19 protein-coding genes are annotated in these 18,577 nt (G+C 67.6%); 14 read left to right on the top strand and 5 right to left on the bottom strand.

Going from position 1 to position 18,577, the window contains the following annotated elements; all coding sequences use genetic code 11:
• Nucleotides 1–62 precede the first annotated feature (62 nt).
• The 4 genes from AC5P8Y_RS04000 to AC5P8Y_RS04015 are packed head-to-tail and all read right to left on the bottom strand — an operon-like array spanning nt 63 to nt 4,429.
• Nucleotides 63–590: a Slp family lipoprotein gene (locus tag AC5P8Y_RS04000; protein WP_005408301.1), complete on the bottom strand. Its 528-nt coding sequence runs from the start codon at nt 588–590 to the stop codon at nt 63–65.
• Nucleotides 587–2,536: a transglutaminase TgpA family protein gene (locus tag AC5P8Y_RS04005; RefSeq protein ID WP_353949659.1), complete on the bottom strand. Its 1,950-nt coding sequence runs from the start codon at nt 2,534–2,536 to the stop codon at nt 587–589. Before AC5P8Y_RS04005 ends, AC5P8Y_RS04000 begins: the two co-directional genes overlap by 4 nt.
• Nucleotides 2,529–3,473: a DUF58 domain-containing protein gene (locus AC5P8Y_RS04010; RefSeq protein WP_109337778.1), complete on the bottom strand. Its 945-nt coding sequence runs from the start codon at nt 3,471–3,473 to the stop codon at nt 2,529–2,531. Before AC5P8Y_RS04010 ends, AC5P8Y_RS04005 begins: the two co-directional genes overlap by 8 nt.
• Nucleotides 3,474–3,475: 2 nt before the next feature.
• Complete coding sequence (locus AC5P8Y_RS04015; RefSeq protein ID WP_005408304.1) at nt 3,476–4,429, bottom strand: AAA family ATPase; 954 nt, start codon at nt 4,427–4,429, stop codon at nt 3,476–3,478.
• Between the two features lie 42 nt (nt 4,430–4,471).
• Here AC5P8Y_RS04015 and AC5P8Y_RS04020 point away from each other — a divergent pair, with 42 nt between their 5' ends.
• Nucleotides 4,472–6,313 carry a glycosyltransferase family 39 protein gene (locus AC5P8Y_RS04020; protein WP_111108742.1) on the top strand — a complete coding sequence of 614 codons (1,842 nt, stop codon included), beginning with the start codon at nt 4,472–4,474 and terminating at the stop codon, nt 6,311–6,313.
• Nucleotides 6,314–6,542: 229 nt separating this feature from the next.
• Here the strand turns inward: AC5P8Y_RS04020 and AC5P8Y_RS04025 are convergent, their stop codons facing one another.
• A complete protein-coding gene (locus tag AC5P8Y_RS04025) occupies nt 6,543–7,112 on the bottom strand; it encodes a Maf family protein (protein WP_111188203.1) in 570 nt (189 codons plus the stop codon).
• Between the two features lie 113 nt (nt 7,113–7,225).
• Between AC5P8Y_RS04025 and AC5P8Y_RS04030 the strand changes: the two genes are divergently transcribed.
• The 13 genes from AC5P8Y_RS04030 to AC5P8Y_RS04090 all read left to right on the top strand — a co-directional run bounded on the left by AC5P8Y_RS04030 (nt 7,226) and on the right by AC5P8Y_RS04090 (nt 18,572).
• Entirely contained in the window at nt 7,226–7,735 is a 510-nt protein-coding gene (locus AC5P8Y_RS04030) for a YceD family protein (RefSeq protein ID WP_012479287.1), read from the top strand.
• A 107-nt stretch (nt 7,736–7,842) separates the two neighbouring features.
• A complete protein-coding gene (gene rpmF / locus AC5P8Y_RS04035) occupies nt 7,843–8,037 on the top strand; it encodes a 50S ribosomal protein L32 (RefSeq protein WP_005408308.1) in 195 nt (64 codons plus the stop codon).
• Between the two features lie 91 nt (nt 8,038–8,128).
• The gene (locus tag AC5P8Y_RS04040; RefSeq protein ID WP_005408309.1) at nt 8,129–9,106 is read left to right on the top strand and encodes a beta-ketoacyl-ACP synthase III; all 978 of its coding nucleotides are present in this window, start codon (nt 8,129–8,131) and stop codon (nt 9,104–9,106) included.
• Between the two features lie 78 nt (nt 9,107–9,184).
• Nucleotides 9,185–9,967 carry a BUD32 family EKC/KEOPS complex subunit gene (locus AC5P8Y_RS04045; RefSeq protein ID WP_005408310.1) on the top strand — a complete coding sequence of 261 codons (783 nt, stop codon included), beginning with the start codon at nt 9,185–9,187 and terminating at the stop codon, nt 9,965–9,967.
• Nucleotides 9,968–10,224: 257 nt separating this feature from the next.
• Nucleotides 10,225–11,169 carry an ACP S-malonyltransferase gene (fabD, locus tag AC5P8Y_RS04050; RefSeq protein WP_049431465.1) on the top strand — a complete coding sequence of 315 codons (945 nt, stop codon included), beginning with the start codon at nt 10,225–10,227 and terminating at the stop codon, nt 11,167–11,169.
• An 82-nt stretch (nt 11,170–11,251) separates the two neighbouring features.
• The gene (fabG, locus tag AC5P8Y_RS04055) at nt 11,252–11,995 is read left to right on the top strand and encodes a 3-oxoacyl-ACP reductase FabG (RefSeq protein ID WP_005408312.1); all 744 of its coding nucleotides are present in this window, start codon (nt 11,252–11,254) and stop codon (nt 11,993–11,995) included.
• A 152-nt stretch (nt 11,996–12,147) separates the two neighbouring features.
• Entirely contained in the window at nt 12,148–12,387 is a 240-nt protein-coding gene (acpP, locus tag AC5P8Y_RS04060) for an acyl carrier protein (protein ID WP_005408313.1), read from the top strand.
• A gap of 143 nt (nt 12,388–12,530) precedes the next feature.
• A complete protein-coding gene (fabF, locus tag AC5P8Y_RS04065) occupies nt 12,531–13,793 on the top strand; it encodes a beta-ketoacyl-ACP synthase II (protein ID WP_012479290.1) in 1,263 nt (420 codons plus the stop codon).
• Between the two features lie 190 nt (nt 13,794–13,983).
• Nucleotides 13,984–15,348, top strand: coding sequence for an aminodeoxychorismate synthase component I (locus AC5P8Y_RS04070; protein WP_049431467.1), 1,365 nt, complete (start codon nt 13,984–13,986; stop codon nt 15,346–15,348).
• Nucleotides 15,349–15,545: 197 nt separating this feature from the next.
• Entirely contained in the window at nt 15,546–16,607 is a 1,062-nt protein-coding gene (gene mltG / locus AC5P8Y_RS04075; RefSeq protein WP_049431471.1) for an endolytic transglycosylase MltG, read from the top strand.
• Nucleotides 16,604–17,269, top strand: a complete 666-nt coding sequence (gene tmk / locus AC5P8Y_RS04080) for a dTMP kinase (RefSeq protein WP_049403322.1) — start codon at nt 16,604–16,606, stop codon at nt 17,267–17,269. The genes mltG and tmk overlap by 4 nt, the downstream gene beginning before the upstream one ends.
• The gene (locus tag AC5P8Y_RS04085) at nt 17,266–18,222 is read left to right on the top strand and encodes a DNA polymerase III subunit delta' (protein WP_033835181.1); all 957 of its coding nucleotides are present in this window, start codon (nt 17,266–17,268) and stop codon (nt 18,220–18,222) included. Before tmk ends, AC5P8Y_RS04085 begins: the two co-directional genes overlap by 4 nt.
• Entirely contained in the window at nt 18,219–18,572 is a 354-nt protein-coding gene (locus tag AC5P8Y_RS04090) for a PilZ domain-containing protein (protein ID WP_005412452.1), read from the top strand. Before AC5P8Y_RS04085 ends, AC5P8Y_RS04090 begins: the two co-directional genes overlap by 4 nt.
• Nucleotides 18,573–18,577 lie beyond the last annotated feature (5 nt).

Consider the following 18,577-nt stretch of genomic DNA (forward strand, 5'->3'; position numbering starts at 1 on the left):
CATGCGCGGATGAAAAAGGCCGCCCGAGGGCGGCCTTTTCCGTCATGCCTGTGCGGTGACGATCACCACCAGCCCCAGCGACCATAGCCGCCCCAGTACGGACCATACGGGCCCGGGCCCCACGGGCCATAGGGGTAGGGCACCACGTCGACCTGGCGCTGTTCCGGCCACAGGTAGATCACATCGGCCGACAGCTTGGGCAGGCGGTAGTCGTACTCGCCGATGCGGGTGTTCTGGTAGCCGTCGATCTTGCCGATGAAAGTCACGTCACGACCGGCTTCGAACACGGCCGGGTCGTAGAAGCCGGCACGGCAGGCGATGAAGCGGCCGTCGCTGGCGTCGGACGAGGTGGTGTTCGGGCGGCCACTGCCATTGAGCGGGCGCGAGATGATCTGGAAGCAGGTCTCGCCCTGGCCGGGCTTGGTTTCGATGATGCGACCGCCCCAACGGACCGGCGTGCCGACCTGCTGGGTAGCGACCGAGTCGCGGGGGGAGACCAGGCTGAACTGTCCCTGCAGCGGCTTGGGGGCCGTGGCGCAGGCCGACAGGGCCAGCGTGGCCACAGCGGTGAGAAGGAACTTGGTGTTCATGGGGAGGCTCCGGAAGTCGGGCGATGCCTGCGCAGGTCCCGCAATAATGAAGCGAGGTCGGTGCAAGTTCCAGCGTAGCGCGCGTCGGCGAAACGCTGGCTGAGTGCGAGCAGGGCCGGGTCAGGGCGCTGCCGGTGCACCCGCTGGGCCCAGTCCTGTGCGGTTTCGTGCGGTTCACGGGCCAGGCCGAGGCGGGCGTAGCGCCGTCCGAGCCGGTGCCAGGCGCGCAGCAGCGGGTCGCGTTCGCGCTCGCCACGGGCCAGCAGCCAGGCCATCCACGCCAAGGCCAGCATCGTTGCCACCACGAAGCCAGCGACAAGTTGCGTGGGGCCCAGATCATCCAGCCCGAACGGCGTGAGCAGTTGCTGCTGGCGGCGTGCATCGAATGACAGCACCAGGTCGTTCCAGCCGCGGCGCAGCCAGTCGCCCATCTGCCCCAGCTGCTGCCAGCGTTGCTGCAGTGGCGTGTCCGTACCGGCCTGCAGGCGGTCGTCCAGTGTGTCCAGGATGCGTTCCGGTGCCACGGCTGCGGTCGGGTCAACCCGTACCCAGCCGCGCTGCGGCAGCCATACCTCGGCCCAGGCATGGGCGTCCATCCGCCGCACGATCCAGTAGTCGCCAAGGCGGTTGTAGGTGCCGCCGGCAAAGCCGGTCACCACCCGTGCCGGGACGCCGGCGTTGCGCATCAACACCACGAAGGCCGAGCTGAAGTGTTCACAGAAGCCGGCCTTGTAGCCGAACAGGAACTCGTCGATCGGGTCGCGCCCTGCCGCAGGGGTGTCCAGCGTGTACGAGAAGTCGGTGGTGATCCACTGCAGCGCGCGGCGCACGATGGCCTCGTCATCGCTGCCAGCCTGCTGCCGCCATTGCTGCGCCAACGTGGCGGTGCGCGGGTTGAAGCCACTGGGCAACTGCAGCGCGGCCCGTCGCAGATAGGGTGACAGCGTGCTGTCGAAGCGTTGTGGTGGCGCCGAATGCAACCGCCAGCGGCTCAGCGACGCCAGTGACCGCTCGCTGCTCAGGCTCATGTCCGCATCCAGCGTGCTGCCTGCAGGCGCGCGGCTGGGCAGGTCCAGTGCCACCAGCTGGCGCCGGTCGGTGGGTTCGTAGTCGATCTGGTAGTCCCAGCCCTGCGTGCCGGCCTCGACCACGGCCGCCTGCCGTCGCTCGCTGGCGCGGTCACGTGTCCAGCGCCGGCCATCGAAGGCGGTCAGTACCGGTCCTCGCCAGTAGCGTTGCATCGGCTCGGGTACCGCGCCGAAGAACTGCACGCGCAGCGCCGGGCTGTCGTCGGCCATCAGGTCCAGCCACTGGCCGGGCTCCATGCTGTCGGACAACCCCGGCGTACCCACGGCGCGCTCGGGAACACCCCACAGTGGCGTGGCCAGGCGCGGGAACAGCCAGAAGCAGGCCAATGCCAGCGGCAGGCCGATCGCCAGCAGGCGGCCAACGCCGCGCAGCTGCCCTCGCAAGGGCAGCTGCGCGGCGTGGCCTTCATCCCCGGCCAGCCATTGCAGGGCGAGCAGCGCGCTGATCCCCGCCAGTGCGGCCAACACCGTGGTCAGTGGTCCTTGGTCGAGCAGGAACGCCGCAAACGGGGAAAACAGCGCGAACCCGAGCAGGCTGCGGGCATCGCGCCGGCTGCGCAGTTCGCTGGACTTGATCGCCAGCATCGCTGCCAGCAGGGCGCAACCGGTATCGCGCCCAGGTCGGACCATCCCCATCTGCCAGGCGATGGCACCGAGCATGGCCAGCACCAGCAGCAGGCGCACCGGCATGGGCAGCACCTTCCGCCACGACAGGACCGCAGTCATGAGCGCTGCGGCCGCGATCACGCCCGCCAGCAAGGGCGGCAACTGCAGCAGCAACGGCAACAGCGCCAACGCCGCGCTGGCCAGGGTCCAGTTGCGGGCATTGCGGTCGAGCGCGGGCGTGGTCTCAGTCATGCGGCATCAATGCCAGTGCACGCAGGCACAGGTGGTGGTGGATGGCGCCCTGGCCTGGCCCGAATGGCGGGTGTGCAGGCAGCAGCAGGGTGTAGCGGCGGCCTTCGCGCTCGGCCATGTCGACCCATCGCGCCAAACGCGCGATGCGTGCTTCATGGCCCAGCGGGGACAGCGTGCGCCAATCGAGGATGACTTCGATGCCAACCGGCCTTTCGTACTCGCGCACCAGCAGGCTGTCGCGGCGTGCCGAGTGCTTCCAGGAAATGCTGCGTGGCGCATCGCCCGCACGATAGGGCCGTAGCTGATGCAGTTCCTCGCCGCTGGCGTGGGCTCGGGTATGCAGCGGATCGTTGCCGCTTTCCGGCAGTGCAGGGGCCAGCGCCTCGGGTTGCGGATAGACCAGCAGCGGTTGTTCCGGCCACACCCACGACCATGCCCGCACCAGGCCCAGTGGCTGGGTGGTGGAGAGGCGGATGCGCGGGAGCTCCAGCCAGCCGCGGCGTTCGCTGGGAACGTGCAGCTCCACTTCACCGCGGCCGTGTGCAGGCAGCGAGGTCCAGGCTTCGCTGTCACCCAGCTGCAGGTGCAGGCCGTGGCGTGCGCGCGGATCACGCAGTGACAGGTCCACGCGCAGGCGCAGTGGTTGCCCGGCAGGAACCGGCTCGGCGGAGATCGCGTCGATCTGTACGCCGGACAGCTGCAGGTGCGCGGCGATGGCGCTGGCGATCGCCGCTGCCGCCAGCAGCAGGGCCAGCAGCAACGCCGGGTTGTTGTTGTAGTTCAGTGCGCCCAGCAGCATTGCCGCCAGCAGCGCGGCGACGAACAGGCCGAAACGGGTGGGCAGCACGTAGATGCGATGGCGGTCCAGACGCTGCGGCAGTGCTTCAGGCCTGCGCGGGCGTGCCAGCAGTTGCAGTCGTGCCCAGCGCGTGGCCACCCTCAATCCACCGCAACGGTCTGCAGGATGGCCCGTGCCAGTGCCGGCCCCGAGCTGGACTCGGCTTCGGCCACGAGGCGATGACCGGCCACCGCCACGAACAGGGTCTGCACGTCCTCGGGCACCACGTGGCCGCGGCCCAGCAGAAGTGCATGCGCCCTGGCCGCGCGCAGCAGCGCAAGGCCGGCACGCGGTGACAGGCCCACGCGCACGCCGGCGTGCTGGCGGCTGCGGGTCAGCAGGGCCTGCACGTAGTCCACCAGTGCATCGCTGGCATGGACCTGGCTGACGGCTTCACGCAGCGCGCGTACCTGGGTGTCATCCAGCTTCGGTACGGCACGTGCGATCAGGTCGCGGCGGTCTGTACCTCGCAGCAGTTCGCGTTCGGCCTGCGCACTGGGGTAGCCCATCGCCAGGCGCAGCAGGAAACGATCCAGCTGCGAATCCGGCAGCGGGAAGGTACCGGACAGGTCCACCGGGTTCTGCGTGGCGATCACGAAGAACGGATCGGGCAGGGGATGGGTCTGCCCATCCAGGGTGACCTGCTGTTCGGCCATCGCCTCCAGCAGCGCGCTCTGCGTGCGCGGCGGCGCACGGTTGATCTCATCGGCCAGCAGCACGTGGGTGAACACCGGTCCCGGGTGGAACTGGAACTGGCGGCTGCCGGCCTCGTATACCGAAACGCCCAGTACATCGGCGGGCAGCAGGTCGGAGGTGAACTGCACGCGCTGGAAACTGAGGCCCAGGCTGCTGGCCAACGCATGCGCCAGCGTGGTCTTGCCCAGGCCGGGCAGATCCTCGATCAGCAGATGGCCACCGGAAAGCAGGGCGACGAAAGCCAGCCTGACTTCCGGCACCTTGCCCAGCACCAGTGCGTTTACCTGATCCTGTGCCTCCCGCAGGGCCTGGCGCAGTTGATCGGTTAGCATGCTGGGATTGGGGGACGAGGCTGGCATGATCGTCTCAGGTCTGGAATCCATTCGATTATCCATAGAGCAATGCAGGGCGAACAGCGCGCGCGGACAATATTTCTCTGGTTATGGACGCTGGTCACAGCGGCCAAGCTGGTAGTGGCTGCGCGGCTGCCACTGTTTGTTGACGAGGCGTTCTATTGGCAGGAAGGCCAGCATCTGGCCGCTGCGTATTCGGACCTTCCCGGACTGACCGCGTGGTTGGCGCGCCTGGGTGTGGAGATCGGTGGCCACCATGTGCTCGCGTTGCGCCTGCCGTTCCTGGCCATCGGCGCGCTGCTGCCGTTGCTGGTGGTGCGCACGGCCACGCGCTGGTTCGGCAATGTGGCCGGTTGGCAAGCGGGCAGCCTCACGCTGTTGATGCCGTTGTCGGCGACGCTGGGCCTGCTGGCGGTGCCGGATGTGCCCATGGCACTGGCCGCGGTGATCTGCCTGCACGCCGGTGCGCGGCTGCTGCACAACGTTGATGCATCGTCGGCGATGAAGCTTGCGCTGGGCCTGTCGATCGGTGCACTCAGTCACTACCGTTTCATCGGTGTCATCGGCGTTGGCTTCATCGCGTTGCTGGCGCTGCCGCAGGGGCGGCGCATGCTGGCCGATCCGCGCGTATGGGTCGCGCTGGCGGTGGGCGTGCTGGCGTGGCTGCCGTTGCTGGCATGGAACGCGGACAACCACGACGCCGGCCTGAAGTTCCAGGTGGTCGAGCGCCATCCCTGGACGTTCGAATGGAACGGGCTGTGGTTCCTGGTGATCCAGCCCATGCTGGTCACCCCGATCCTGTGCATGGCGATGTGGAAGGTGGCGCTGGCCGGTACCCGCAGGGGCGGCGGCACGCGCGTGCAGTGGCGCTACTTCGGCCTGGTCGGGGGCGTATCCACGCTGGGCATCTTCCTGCTGGGCTTCTTCACCGACGTCGAGCGGATCAGTTTCCATTGGCCGCTGCCGGGCTATCTGGCCCTGCTGGTGGCGGTGCCGGTGGTGCTTAACGGCTGGCCACGCTGGCTGCGGCGCACCGGCTGGTGGCTGGCGGGCGCAGGCATGGTGCTGGCGTTCGGCTATTACCTGATGGCCTCTACGCCTGCGTTGCGTGAGCAGCTGGCAGGCAGCAAGTACTACCCGCGCAATTTCGCTGGCTGGCAGCCGTTGGCGATGACGGTGCGCGAAGAGTTGCAGCAGATGCCGGCGGGCACGCGGGTGCTGGCGGGGAACTTCAAGGTTGGCGCCGAGCTGGGCTTCCAGCTCGGCAATGGCGATATCGAAGTGCTGCCGCATCCGCTCAACGACAAGCATGGGCGCACCGCGCAGCTGGCGCAGTGGGAACTGCTGCATGAGGGCAAGCGCTCGACGCCGATGCTGCTGGTGCTTTCACCCAGTGACCAGCGTTATCGCGATCTGCTGGCGCGCTATCACGCCATCTGCGGACAGGTGGGGCCGCTGCCGGCGCCGCGGGTGGTCAGCAGTGACCATGGCTTCCAGCGTTTCCTGCTGTTCCGGCTGCCGGCGCAGCGCGCGCCCGGGGCGTGCGTGACTCCGGCAATGGCGTGGCTGGATACGCCTTCCAACGGCGAAAAGGTGTCTGGCACGCTGGCGATCAAGGGATGGGCGTTCAAGGATGGTGTCGGCCTGGCACGGGTTGAGGTGCTGGTCGATGGCCGCTCGATGGGGGATGCGCGCTATGGCCGCGCATTCGACGTGCGCCAGACCTGGCCGGACAGCACCGATCCGCAGCATCCTGCGGTGGGCTTCGATGCTTCATTGGACACGAGCACGCTGGCGCCGGGACGACATTGGCTGGGCCTGCGCCTGCACGGTCGCGATGGCAGCGTGGAGGACTGGCAGGAGCAGCTGTTCGAGGTTCGCGGGCGCTGAGGCGGAGCGCGGTCCAGGTGGTCGCGCGCCAGGTTGGTTGCGTGCTCCAGGTTGGTCGGGTGCTCCACGTTGGTAGAGTCGACTGTCAGTCGACTGCTCTTCCAGCCGCCGGCAAAACCCCGCGCTGCGCGCGATGGTCGACTGACAGTCGACGCTACCCGGCTCAGGTCCTACCCGGCCCATGTCCGGCCTGTTTCCGCGATCGGTGCCGGCAGTCAGTGTGTCGCCTTCAGGGCACCGCGAACCCTGCCTGGCGCAGCAACCCGCACAGCGCGATCAGCGGCAGGCCGATCAGCGCGGTCGGGTCGCGGTTGTCGATCGCTTCGAACAGGCTGATGCCCAGGCCCTCGCACTTGAAGCTGCCGGCACAATCCAGAGGCTGTTCGGCGGCCACGTAGCGGGCGATCTCCTCCTGCCCCAGCGTGCGGAAACGGACTTCGGTCAGATCCACGGCGCTGAATGATTCTCCGCCCTGCGTGAGACTGATGGCAGTGTGGAAGCGTACCGTCTGCCCGGACATCGCCGCCAGCTGCGCGCAGGCCGCCTCGGCCGTGCCCGGTTTGCCCAGCGGTCGCCCGTTCAGGTCCGCCACCTGGTCCGAGCCGATCACCCAGGCGCCGGGCTGGCGGGCGGCGACTTCGGTTGCCTTGGCCGTGGCAAGGCGCGTTGCAAGGGCCAGCGGCGTCTCACCGTTCAACGGGGTTTCATCCACCTCCGGGCGCGCGCAGTCGAAGGGCAGGCCCAGCCGCTGCAGCAACTCGCGGCGGTAGCGGGAGGTGGAGGCCAGGACCAGTGACATGCGAGAATACCGGGGCAGGGTGCGGCAGTCTGGCCTGTGCGCAGCGCCAGCAGCAAGTGCTGTATGGCGGGCATTTGACAGCAGCCCCCCCGATCCTTAGTATTCAGCGGCTTATGTCCGCGAACGTGCCCGAATCGCTGGATGCTTGGCGGATGGTCGTAGCGCGAAGGCGCTTCGACGGCCAGGTCTCCCTGGCTGAATTGACCCGCCTGCAGGGGCTGGTCGCAGATACCGACGGCGAGTGTTCCTACTCGCTTGAATTCGGTCGCGACGAAGTCCTGCGGGTATCCTATGTGGAACTGACCATCGACACCGCGTTGCCGCTGACCTGTCAGCGCAGCATGCAGCGATTCCTGTTGCCGGTGAAGGTGACCCAGAGGCTTGGCCTGATCCGCGACGAGGACGAGGAATCGTCCCTGCCGGAGGAGTACGAGGCGTTGCTGGTGCCGGAAGACGGCCAGCTGCGTCCGCTGGACCTGGTCGAAGACGAGTTGGTGCTGGCGGTGCCGGTGGTTCCGCTGTCGCCCGACGGTGAAGCAGTCGACAAGGACTGGGCGCCGAGCGAAGAAGAAACAAAGAAGGCCAATCCGTTCGCGGCATTGGCGGCATTGAAGAAACAATAGCAGCCGGATTGTCGTCGGCGGCTGCGGCGAAAGCGAAAGTGTGCTGGGCGCTGGCGTCCTGCGCGACGATACGACGAAGCAAAACGAACCGAGTTTGGAGCAATCCCATGGCTGTGCAGAAATCCCGTGTTACCCCGTCCCGCCGCGGCCAGCGCCGTTCGCATGACGCCCTGAGCGCCAAGCAGCTGTCGACCGACCCGACCACCGGCGAAGTGCACCTGCGTCACCACATCACTGCCGACGGTTTCTACCGCGGCAAGAAGGTCATCCAGACCAAGACCTCGGCCGTCGAAGAAGATTGATGTGCCGGGAAGGCCGCTGCCCCCGGGCAGCGGCCTTTGCCTTCTTTCCCGGGCGTGCCGGTGATCGGCGGCCCGCGCAACAGGAAACATGATGAGCAAGCGGATCTACTCGAGGATCGCGGGCACCGGTAGCTATTTGCCGGAAAAAGTCCTGACCAACGCCGACCTGGAAAAAATGGTCGAAACCTCGGATGAGTGGATCCAGTCGCGCACCGGAATTCGTGAACGGCACATCGCGGCCGAAGGCGAAACCACCAGCGACCTCGGCTACCAGGCCGCGTTGCGCGCACTTGAAGCGGCCGGTATCGACGCTTCGCAGCTCGACATGATCGTGGTCGGTACGACCACGCCCGACCTCATTTTCCCCTCCACCGCGTGCCTGATCCAGGCCAAGCTCGGTGTTGCGGGGTGCCCTGCCTTTGACGTCAACGCCGCCTGCTCGGGCTTTGTGTTCGCGCTGGGCGTGGCCGACAAGTTCATCCGTTCCGGCGACTGCAGGCACGTGCTGGTGATCGGCACCGAAACGCTGACCCGCATGGTCGACTGGAACGATCGCACCACCTGCGTGCTGTTCGGCGATGGCGCCGGCGCCGTCGTGCTCAAGGCCGACGAGGAAACCGGCATCCTCAGTACCCACCTGCATGCCGACGGCAGCAAGAAGGAGCTGCTGTGGAACCCGGTGGGCGTCTCGACCGGCTTCAAGGACGGTGCCAACGGTGGCGGCACCATCAACATGAAGGGCAACGACGTGTTCAAGTACGCCGTCAAGGCGCTGGACTCGGTCGTGGACGAGACCCTGGCTGCCAATGGCCTGGACAAGTCCGACCTGGATTGGCTGATTCCGCACCAGGCCAACCTGCGCATCATCGAAGCCACCGCCAAGCGCCTGGACATGTCGATGGACCAGGTGGTGGTGACTGTCGACAAGCACGGCAACACCTCGTCCGGCTCGGTGCCGCTGGCGCTGGACGCCGCGGTGCGTTCGGGCCGCGTCGAGCGCGGCCAGCTGCTGCTGCTGGAAGCCTTCGGCGGCGGCTTCACGTGGGGTTCGGCCCTGCTGCGCTATTGATAGTGCAAGTTACGACAATGTGAAGTTTTGTCGTTACGGCCCCTCTGGGGCCGTAACGCGTTTAAAGGAGTACACGTCATGGTTGAGCCCATCGTCATCGAAGGGCAGCGCGCCTGGCTGAAGCAGTACGGCAAGGGAAGCCGCGCAGTGGCCCTGGGCCTGCTCAATTTCGTTGCCCGTCGTTTCCATCTGGACGCCCTGCGACCACCGCCGCACCGTGGTGGTGATGCCGCGCGAGAAACCGAAGCCCGTCGCCTGGGAGAACTGCAGGCGCAGGGCGTGAACGTGCCCGACGTGCTGGGCAGCGGCCACGCCGCGCTGGTGATCGGTGACAACGGCAGCTCGTTCAATACCTGCCTGCGCCAGGCCGATGAGGCCGGCCGCGACCGGCTGGTGATGGCGGCCATGCAGGCCATCGCCGAAGCGCATGCGCGCGGCGCCTATTTCGGCCAGCCGCTGCCGCGCAACCTCACCTGGGATGGGCAGAAGGTGGGCTTCATCGACTTCGAGGAAGATCCGCTGGAAGTGATGGATCTGTCCGAAGCGCAGGCCCGCGACTGGCTGATGTTCGGTTACGGCGTGGCCAAGTACTACGCCGACCGCCCCGAGCAGCTGCAGGCGATGATGGCCGAGGCGATGGGCGAGGCCCAGGCGCCTGTGCGCGAACACGTGCACGCGGTCAGCGGCCGCCTGCGCAGCCTGGCCCGGGTCTGCATGAAGCTGGGCCGTTCAGCGCGCGCGCTGGCGCATTCGATCTTCATCGCCCATGGCGCCAGCACGGCGGGCGTGCTGATGCTGGTGGGCCTGTGCGTGGACTTCCTCGCCGACGGCGACCTGGACGTGCTGCAGCTGTTCTGCTGATGGCAGGTTCGCGCTGCTGGCAGGTTGGCGCTGCGGTAGAGTCGACTGTCAGTCGACTTCCGCGCGCAGCGCGGGTTTTCAGGGGCTGATCGAGGGGCAGTCGACTGACAGTCGACTCTACCTGGGCGGGGACACCGCACCGGATGCCGGGTTGTCCCGCGGCCGCGCTCCATACGCCTGCATACGCGCACGTACAGACGACACAGCGGATTCGCCCTTATCATGGCCCGCTTCGATTGCAACAAGCGGATGACCGCGTGACCGTATCCACCCTCGCTTTTGTCTTCCCCGGCCAGGGCTCGCAGTCTGTGGGCATGGTGGCCGAGCTGGCCGAACTGCACCCGCAGGTGCGTGAAGCCTTCACCGAGGCATCCGATGGTGCCGGCGTCGACCTGTGGGCGCTGTCCCAGGGTGGCCCGGAGGAAATGCTCAACCGTACCGAATACACCCAGCCGGCCCTGCTGGCCGCGAGCATCGGCGTGTGGCGCGCGTGGAACGCCGTGGGCGGTCCGCGCCCGTCGGTGCTGGCCGGCCACAGCCTGGGTGAGTACACCGCCCTGGTTGCCGCTGGCGCGCTGAGCCTGCATGACGGTGCGCACCTGGTGCGCCTGCGCGGCCAGCTGATGCAGGAAGCCGCACCGGCCGGTGTCGGCGCCATGGCCGCCGTGCTCGGCGCCGAAGACCAGCTGGTGCTGGACGTCTGCGCCGAAGCCGCGGGCAGCCAGGTGGTGGTGCCGGCCAACTTCAATTCGCCGGGCCAGATCGTGATCGGTGGCGACGCCGACGCGGTCGACCGCGCACTGGCGCTGCTGGCCGGGAAGGGCGTGCGCAAGGCGGTCAAGCTGGCCGTGAGCGTGCCCTCGCACACCCCGCTGATGCGCGAAGCCGCCAACCGCCTGGCCGAAGTGATGGCCGGCCTGTCCTGGCAGGCGCCGCAGCTGCCGGTGGTGCAGAACGTCGATGCCAAGGTGCACGAGGGCGTGGACGCGATCCGTACCGCGCTGGTGCAGCAGCTGTACCAGCCGGTGCAGTGGACCGGTTGCGTGCAGGCTCTGGCCGGCCGTGGCATCACCCGGATCGCCGAGTGCGGCCCGGGCAAGGTGCTGACCGGCCTGGTCAAGCGCATCGACAAGGCCATCGACGGCCGTTCGCTGGCCACCCCGGGCGACTTCGAAGCCGCCCGCGAGGCATGGTCGGCCTGACTCCCCCTGTTCCTGCCGACCGTACCGGTGGCCGCTGCACGCGGCACGGGTGCGGCGGCCGCCCCAGCCTGAGGAAAACATCATGAGCAAGCCCCTGCAGGGTGAAATCGCACTGGTCACCGGTGCCAGCCGTGGCATTGGTGCCGCCATCGCCGATCTGCTGGCCGCCCAGGGCGCCACCGTCATCGGCACCGCCACCACCGAATCCGGTGCCGCCGCCATCGGCGAGCGCCTGGCCGCCCACGGCGGCCACGGCCGCGCGCTGAACGTCACCGACGCCGCCGCGCTGGACAGCGTGCTGGACGGCATCGCCAAGGAATTCGGCCCGATCTCGATCCTGGTCAACAACGCCGGCATCACCCGCGACAACCTGCTGATGCGCATGAAGGACGAGGACTGGGCGTCGATCATCGACACCAACCTGACCAGCGTGTTCCGCACCAGCAAGGCGGTCATGCGCGGCATGATGAAGGCGCGCAAGGGCCGCATCATCAACATCGCATCGGTGGTGGGCGTGACCGGCAATGCCGGCCAGGCCAACTACGCGGCCGCCAAGGCCGGCATCATCGGCTTCAGCAAGTCGCTGGCCAAGGAAATCGGTTCGCGCGGTGTCACCGTCAATGTGGTCGCTCCCGGCTTCATCGACACCGACATGACCAAGGCGTTGCCGGAAGAAGCGCGCACCGCGCTGATCAACGACATCGCCCTCGAACGCCTGGGTTCGCCGGAGGACATCGCCCATGCGGTGGCCTTCCTGGCCAGCCCGGCTGCCGGTTACATCACCGGCGAAACCCTCCATGTGAACGGTGGCATGTACATGCCGTAAGCAAGGGGCGCAGGGATTGCGCCGCAAGTGGTTGATCTGCTGAGGTTTTTGCTGCGATGCAAGGCCGCGCCGGTTTCCACTACACTATCCCACGGCCATCGCCTTTGATGGCGACCACTTTTGAACCACAACTCCATCTGGAGCGAGATCCCATGAGCACCATCGAAGAACGCGTCAAGAAAATCGTCGTCGAACAGCTTGGCGTCAAGGAAGAAGAAGTCACCAACAGCGCATCGTTCGTCGATGACCTGGGCGCTGACTCGCTGGACACCGTCGAGCTGGTGATGGCCCTGGAAGAAGAATTCGAGTGCGAGATCCCGGACGAAGAAGCCGAGAAGATCAGCACCGTGCAGGCCGCCATCGACTACGTCAAGGCCCACGTCAAGGCCTGATGTCAGACGGCAGTGCGCGTGCAGGTATTTCCTTGCCGCGCACCGCACCCCATGGGGCCGCTGTTGCGGCCCCGTGTGTTTGGGCATCACATCGAAGCAAACCGAGTTACCCGTAGAAATCATCCGGGTCAGGAGAAACAGCAATGAAGCGTCGCGTCGTCGTAACCGGCCTGGGTATCGTCTCGCCGTTGGGCAATGATCTGGCCAGCAGCTGGGAAGGCATCACCCACGGTCGTTCGGGCATCGGTCCGCTGACCAACGTTGCTGATGCCTACGTGGATCGGTTCACCACCAAGATTGCAGGTGAGGTCAAGGGATTCGACATCACCGCCGACAATGAACTGTTCGGCAAGTTCCGGGTCAGCGGCAAGGATGCCAAGAAGATGGACCCGTTCATCCATTACGGCCTCGGTGCCTCGTTCATGGCCCTGCATGATTCGGGCCTGGAGATCACCGACGCCAATGCCGAGCGCATCGGCGCCATCGTCGGCGCCGGCATCGGCGGCCTGCTCGGCATCGAAGAGCAGACCATCGAGTTCCACGAGGGCAAGAAGATCTCGCCCTTCTACGTACCCAAGACCATCATCAACATGCTGCCGGGCCAGCTGAGCATCATCACCGGCCTGAAGGGTCCGTCGTTCTCGGCGGTCTCGGCGTGCGCGACCTCGAACCACTCGATCGGTACCGCGATGCGCATGATCCAGTATGGCGATGCCGACGTGATGGTGGTCGGCGGTGCCGAGCGTGGCTCGTCGCCGACCGCGCTGGGCGGCTTCTGCGCGATGAAGGCCATGAGCACCCGCAACGATGCCCCGGAACAGGCCTCGCGCCCGTGGGACAAGGACCGTGACGGCTTCGTGCTGGGCGACGGCGCCGGCATCCTGATCCTGGAAGAGTACGAGCACGCCAAGGCACGTGGCGCGAAGATCTACTGCGAACTGGCCGGCTTCGGCGCCAGCTCCGACGCGTACCACATGACCGCGCCGAGCGAGAACGGCGAAGGCGCCGCGCGCTGCATGGTCATGGCCATGAAGGACGCCGGCGTGACCCCGGAGCAGGTGGGTTACCTCAACGCGCACGGCACCTCCACGCCGCTGGGCGACCTGGGCGAGACCATGGCGATGAAGACCGCCTTCGGCGACCACGCCTACAAGATGATGGTCAGCTCCACCAAGTCGATGACCGGCCACCTGCTGGGCGCTGCCGGCGGCGTGGAAGCGATCTTCTCGGTGATGGCGCTGCAGGACAACGTCATTCCGCCGACCATCAACCTGGAACAGCCGGGCGAAGGCTGCGACCTGGACTACGTACCGAACGAAGCACGCCAGGCCAAGGTGGACGTGGTGATGTCCAATGGCTTCGGCTTCGGCGGCACCAACGGCACGCTGATCTTCAAGCGCGTCTGACCGGTGCGGTAGGTTGTAGAGTCGACTGTCAGTCGACTGCCCTTCGATCCGCCGCGGTGATCGTTGATGGGAAAGCAGTCGACTGTCAGTCGACTCTACCCATCGGCAATCCGACAAACGGATCAACGCCGTGCACCACGGAGCCGCCGCAAGGCGGCTTCCGTGCATCTGAATTCCCGAACTGGCTGCCATGACCCACGCACCGCTGATCCACCCGCTGCCGCACCCGATCGATCTGCTGGCCCTGCAGCAGCACGACCCGGCGCGCTTCCCGCTGCTGATGGAATCCACCGCCTCGGGCACCGCCCAGGGCCGCTGGAGCCTGCTGCTGGCCGCGCAGGGCGATGGCCTGCGGCTGGATGCCGACGGCCAGGTGCGCGACCAGCACGACGTGGTGCAGCCCGGCACGTTCCTGCAGGCACTGGATCGCGCCTGGCAGCATGAGCGCCTGCCGCATGACGGCAGCCACAGCCTGCCGTTCCGCGGCGGCTGGGCGTTGATGCTCGATTACGAAGTGGCCAGCCAGATCGAACCGGTGCTGCCGGCGCGTGCTCGCGAGGATGGCCGCCCGACCGCGCTGGCGCTGCGCTGCCCGGCGGCGGTGCTGCATGACCACCACAACGATGCCAGCTTCGTCATCGCCGAAGCCGGCGAGCAGGCGTTGCTGGATGCGCTGGTGGCACTGGCCTCGGCCGCGCTGCCCGAAGCCGGGCAGGGCTGGCAGCCACCGCAGGCGGTCGGCGAGGACGCGCCGCAGCGTTTCACTGATGGCGTGCGCCGGGTGATCGAGTACCTGCGCGCCGGCGACGTGTTCCAGGTGAACCTGTCGCGGCGCTGGAACGCGCAGTTCGCTGCGCCGGTCAGCCCGCAGGCGCTGTACGCACAGCTGCGTCGTGCCAACCCGGCGCCGTTTGCCGGCCTGTTCAGCGCGCACGGCCGCCATGTGGTCAGTTCCTCGCCGGAGCGGCTGGTGTCGGTGCACGCCGGCCATGCGCAGACCCGTCCGATTGCCGGTACCCGTCCACGCTTCGAAGGCGACGACGATGCCGCGCGCATCCAGGAGCTGGTCGGCCACCCCAAGGAGCGTGCCGAGCACGTGATGCTGATCGACCTGGAGCGCAACGACCTGGGCCGCATCTGCCTGCCGGGCACCGTGGTGGTCGATGAGCTGATGACCGTGGAGAGCTACGCGCACGTGCACCACATCGTCAGCAACGTCAGCGGCCATCTGCGCCCGCAGGTCACGCCCGGCGAGGTGATCGCCGCCACGTTCCCGGGTGGCACCATCACCGGCTGCCCGAAGGTGCGCTGCATGCAGATCATCAGCGAGCTGGAGCAGATGCCGCGCGGTGCCTATACCGGCGCGTTCGGCTGGCTGAACCGCGATGGCGACCTGGACCTGAACATCCTGATCCGTACCGCCGAAGTGGATGGTCACGAGGTGAGCTTCCGCACCGGCGCCGGCATCGTGGTCGATTCGGACCCGGACAAGGAGCTGGACGAGACCCGCGCCAAGGCCCGCGGCCTGCTGCGCGCACTGGGCCAGCAGGGGTAGTGCCGGCCGCTGGCCGGCAACCTCATTCATCCACGATCCACGCGATTGCCGGCCAGCGGCAGGCGCTACCGGTACCGGCGGGTGCCGTTGTTCCGGTGGGTGCCGACCGTTGGTCGGCACGGCTGCGTGGCCCCGGTCATGACCCCAATCCACCGGCACGGTATCCTGCACGACGGAATCGAGTTCAGAGGTAGTCCATGGCGGGAGCCAAGCGCGGGTGTCTGTTCGTGGTAACGCTGGTGGTGGTGCTGGGAGCCGTCGTCGCCGGCGTGGGCGCGTGGTTCTTCTACCAGCAGACGCGTTTCGCCGATGCCCCGATCACCCCGACTGCCGAGAGCATGGTCATCGCCAGCGGCGATGGCATGAACAGCGTGCTGCGCAAGCTGCGCGATGCCGGCGTGGACGAGGGCCAGGACACCCAGTGGCAGCTGCTGGCGCGCCAGCTTGATGCCGCCGGCAAGCTGAAGGTGGGCGAGTACGCGCTCAATGGCGAGCTGACCCCGCGCGAGCTGCTGCTGCGCATGCGCGCCGGCAAGGTGCTGCAGCACCGCGTCACCATCGTCGAGGGCTGGAATATCCGCCAGCTGCGCGCCGCGCTCAAGCGCGCCGAGCCGCTGCTGCACACCACCGACAATCTTGATGATGCCGCGCTGATGCAGCGCCTCGGCTTCGGTGGCCAGCATCCGGAAGGCCGCTTCCTGCCGGAGACCTATGTCTACCAGCGTGGCGACAGCGATCTGGACGTGCTCAAGCGCGCCCATGCCGCAATGGAAAAGGCGCTGGACGAAGCGTGGGAAAGCCGCGCGCCGGACCTGCCGATCAACACGCCCTACGAACTGCTGACGATGGCCTCGATCATCGAGAAGGAAACTGCGCTGGCCAGCGAACGCCCGCAGATTGCCGGCGTGTTCATGCGCCGCCTGAAGATCGGCATGCGCCTGCAGACCGACCCGACCGTGATCTACGGCCTCGGTGCCGCGTATGACGGCAACATCCGCCGTCGCGACCTGACCACCGATACGCCGTACAACACCTATACCCGTGCCGGCCTGACCCCGACCCCGATCGCGATGCCCAGCCGCGACGCGCTGATGGCGGCCGCGCAACCCGCGGCGGGCGACGCGCTGTACTTCGTCGCCGTGGGCGATGGCAGCGGCGCGCACGTGTTCTCGCCCAGCCTGGACCAGCACAACGCCGCAGTCGCCCGCTACCTGCAGCAGCTGCGCCAGCAACGTACCCAGGAGACCCCGGCGCAATGAGTCCCGCGCTGCTTCGCCACCCGCGTTTCGTCAGCCTGGAAGGCGGCGAGGGCGCGGGCAAGACCACCGCCATCAATGCCATCCGTGACTGCCTGCGCAGCCACGGTCATGAGGTGGTACTGACCCGCGAGCCGGGCGGTACGCCGCTGGCCGAGCGCATCCGTGGCCTGGTGCTGAAACCGGATGCCGAGATCGCCGCCGAACCGCTCAGCGCCGAAGCCGAGCTGCTGCTGGTGTTCGCCGCGCGCGCGCAGCATGTGCGCCAGGTGATCCAGCCGGCGCTGCAGCGCGGTGCCTATGTGCTGAGCGATCGCTTCACCGATTCCAGCTATGCCTACCAGGGCGGTGGCCGTGGCCTCGATCCGCAGTGGATTGCCGATCTGGAGCGCCGCGCAGTGGGCCTGCTGCCGGGCCTGACCCTGCTGCTGGACGTGGACGTGGCCGTCGGCCGGGCACGCGCCAATGGCCGTGACCTGTGGCCGGACCGCATCGAGAGCGAACAGGATGATTTCTTCCAGCGCGTGCGCGAAGTGTTCCGCAGCCGTGCGCAGCAGGATCCGCAGCGCTTTGCGTTGATTGATGCGGGCCAGGAGCAGGCGCGCGTGGCCGCCGATGTGGTCGCGAGTGTCGAGCGCTGGCTGCAGGACGGGGAGGGCGCATGAGCACGTTTTCGCCCTGGCAGCAGCGCGCGTTCGACCAGACCGTGGCCGCGCTCGATGCGGGTCGCCTCGGCCATGGCCTGCTGATCTGCGGGCCGGCCGGGCTGGGCAAGCGTGAGGTGGCGCTGGCGTTGGCCGACCACGTGCTGGCGCGCGGGGACGCCGCGCACGCCACGCGCACGCGCCAGCTGATCGCCGCCGGTACCCATCCGGACCTGCAGCTGGTCAGCTTCATTCCGAACAAGAGCGGCGACAAGCTGCGTACCGAGATCGTCATCGAGCAGGTGCGCGAGATCACCGACAAGCTGGCGCTGACCCCGCAGTACGGCGTGGCGCAGGTGGTGATCGTGGACCCGGCCGATGCGATCAACCGCTCGGCCGCCAACGCGCTGCTGAAGACGCTGGAAGAGCCGCAGCCCGGCCGCTACCTGTGGCTGATCAGCAGCGACCCGGCGCGCCTGCCGCAGACCATCCGCAGCCGTTGCCAGCGCCTGGAATTCAAGCTGCCGCCGCAGCACGAAGCGCTGGCCTGGCTGCAGCAGCAGGGCCACAGCGAAGCATTGGCGCGCGAAGCGCTGGAGGCCGCCCGCGGCCATGCCGGCCAGGCCGACAACTGGCTGCGCGAAGACGGCCTGAGCCTGCGCCGCGAAGTCGGTCGAGATCTGGAACAGCTGGCCGCCGGCAAGACCGGCGCGGTGGAGCTGGCGCAGAAGTGGTGTGGTGACGACAACGCGGCGCTGCGCCTGCGCTTTGCCGCCGACCTGGCGCTGGCTCAGGCCAGCACCGATGCCTTGACCACGCCGGAGCGATTGCACAAGCTTGCAGCCTGGTTCGATGCGGCCAACCGCACCCGCGACCTGCTGCGCACCACGGTGCGTGCAGACCTTGCGGTGGTCGAGTTGCTGCTGGCCTGGAACAAGGTGAACGAGCGGCCTGCCGCAAGGGGAAATCGATGAGTGCCAGCAACGCCCGCCAGGGCATCCTGTCCCTGGCCGTGAAGGACAAAGCCGCGCTGTACAGCGCGTACATGCCGTTCGTGAAGAACGGCGGCATCTTCGTGCCCACGCCCAAGCGCTACTTCCTGGGCGACGAGGTGTTCCTGCTGCTGACCCTGCCCGATTCCAGCGAGCGCCTGCCGGTGGCCGGCAAGGTGATCTGGGTGACCCCGGCCGGCGCGCAGGGTAACCGCACCGCCGGCATCGGCGTGCAGCTCGCCGACGGTGCCGAAGGCGAGGGCGTGCGCCACAAGATCGAGACCCTGCTGGCCGGGCTTACCGGCTCGGACAAGCCGACCCACACGATGTGAGGTGG

It is taken from the genome of Stenotrophomonas sp. YJH_SMC_12-1, assembly GCF_059370935.1.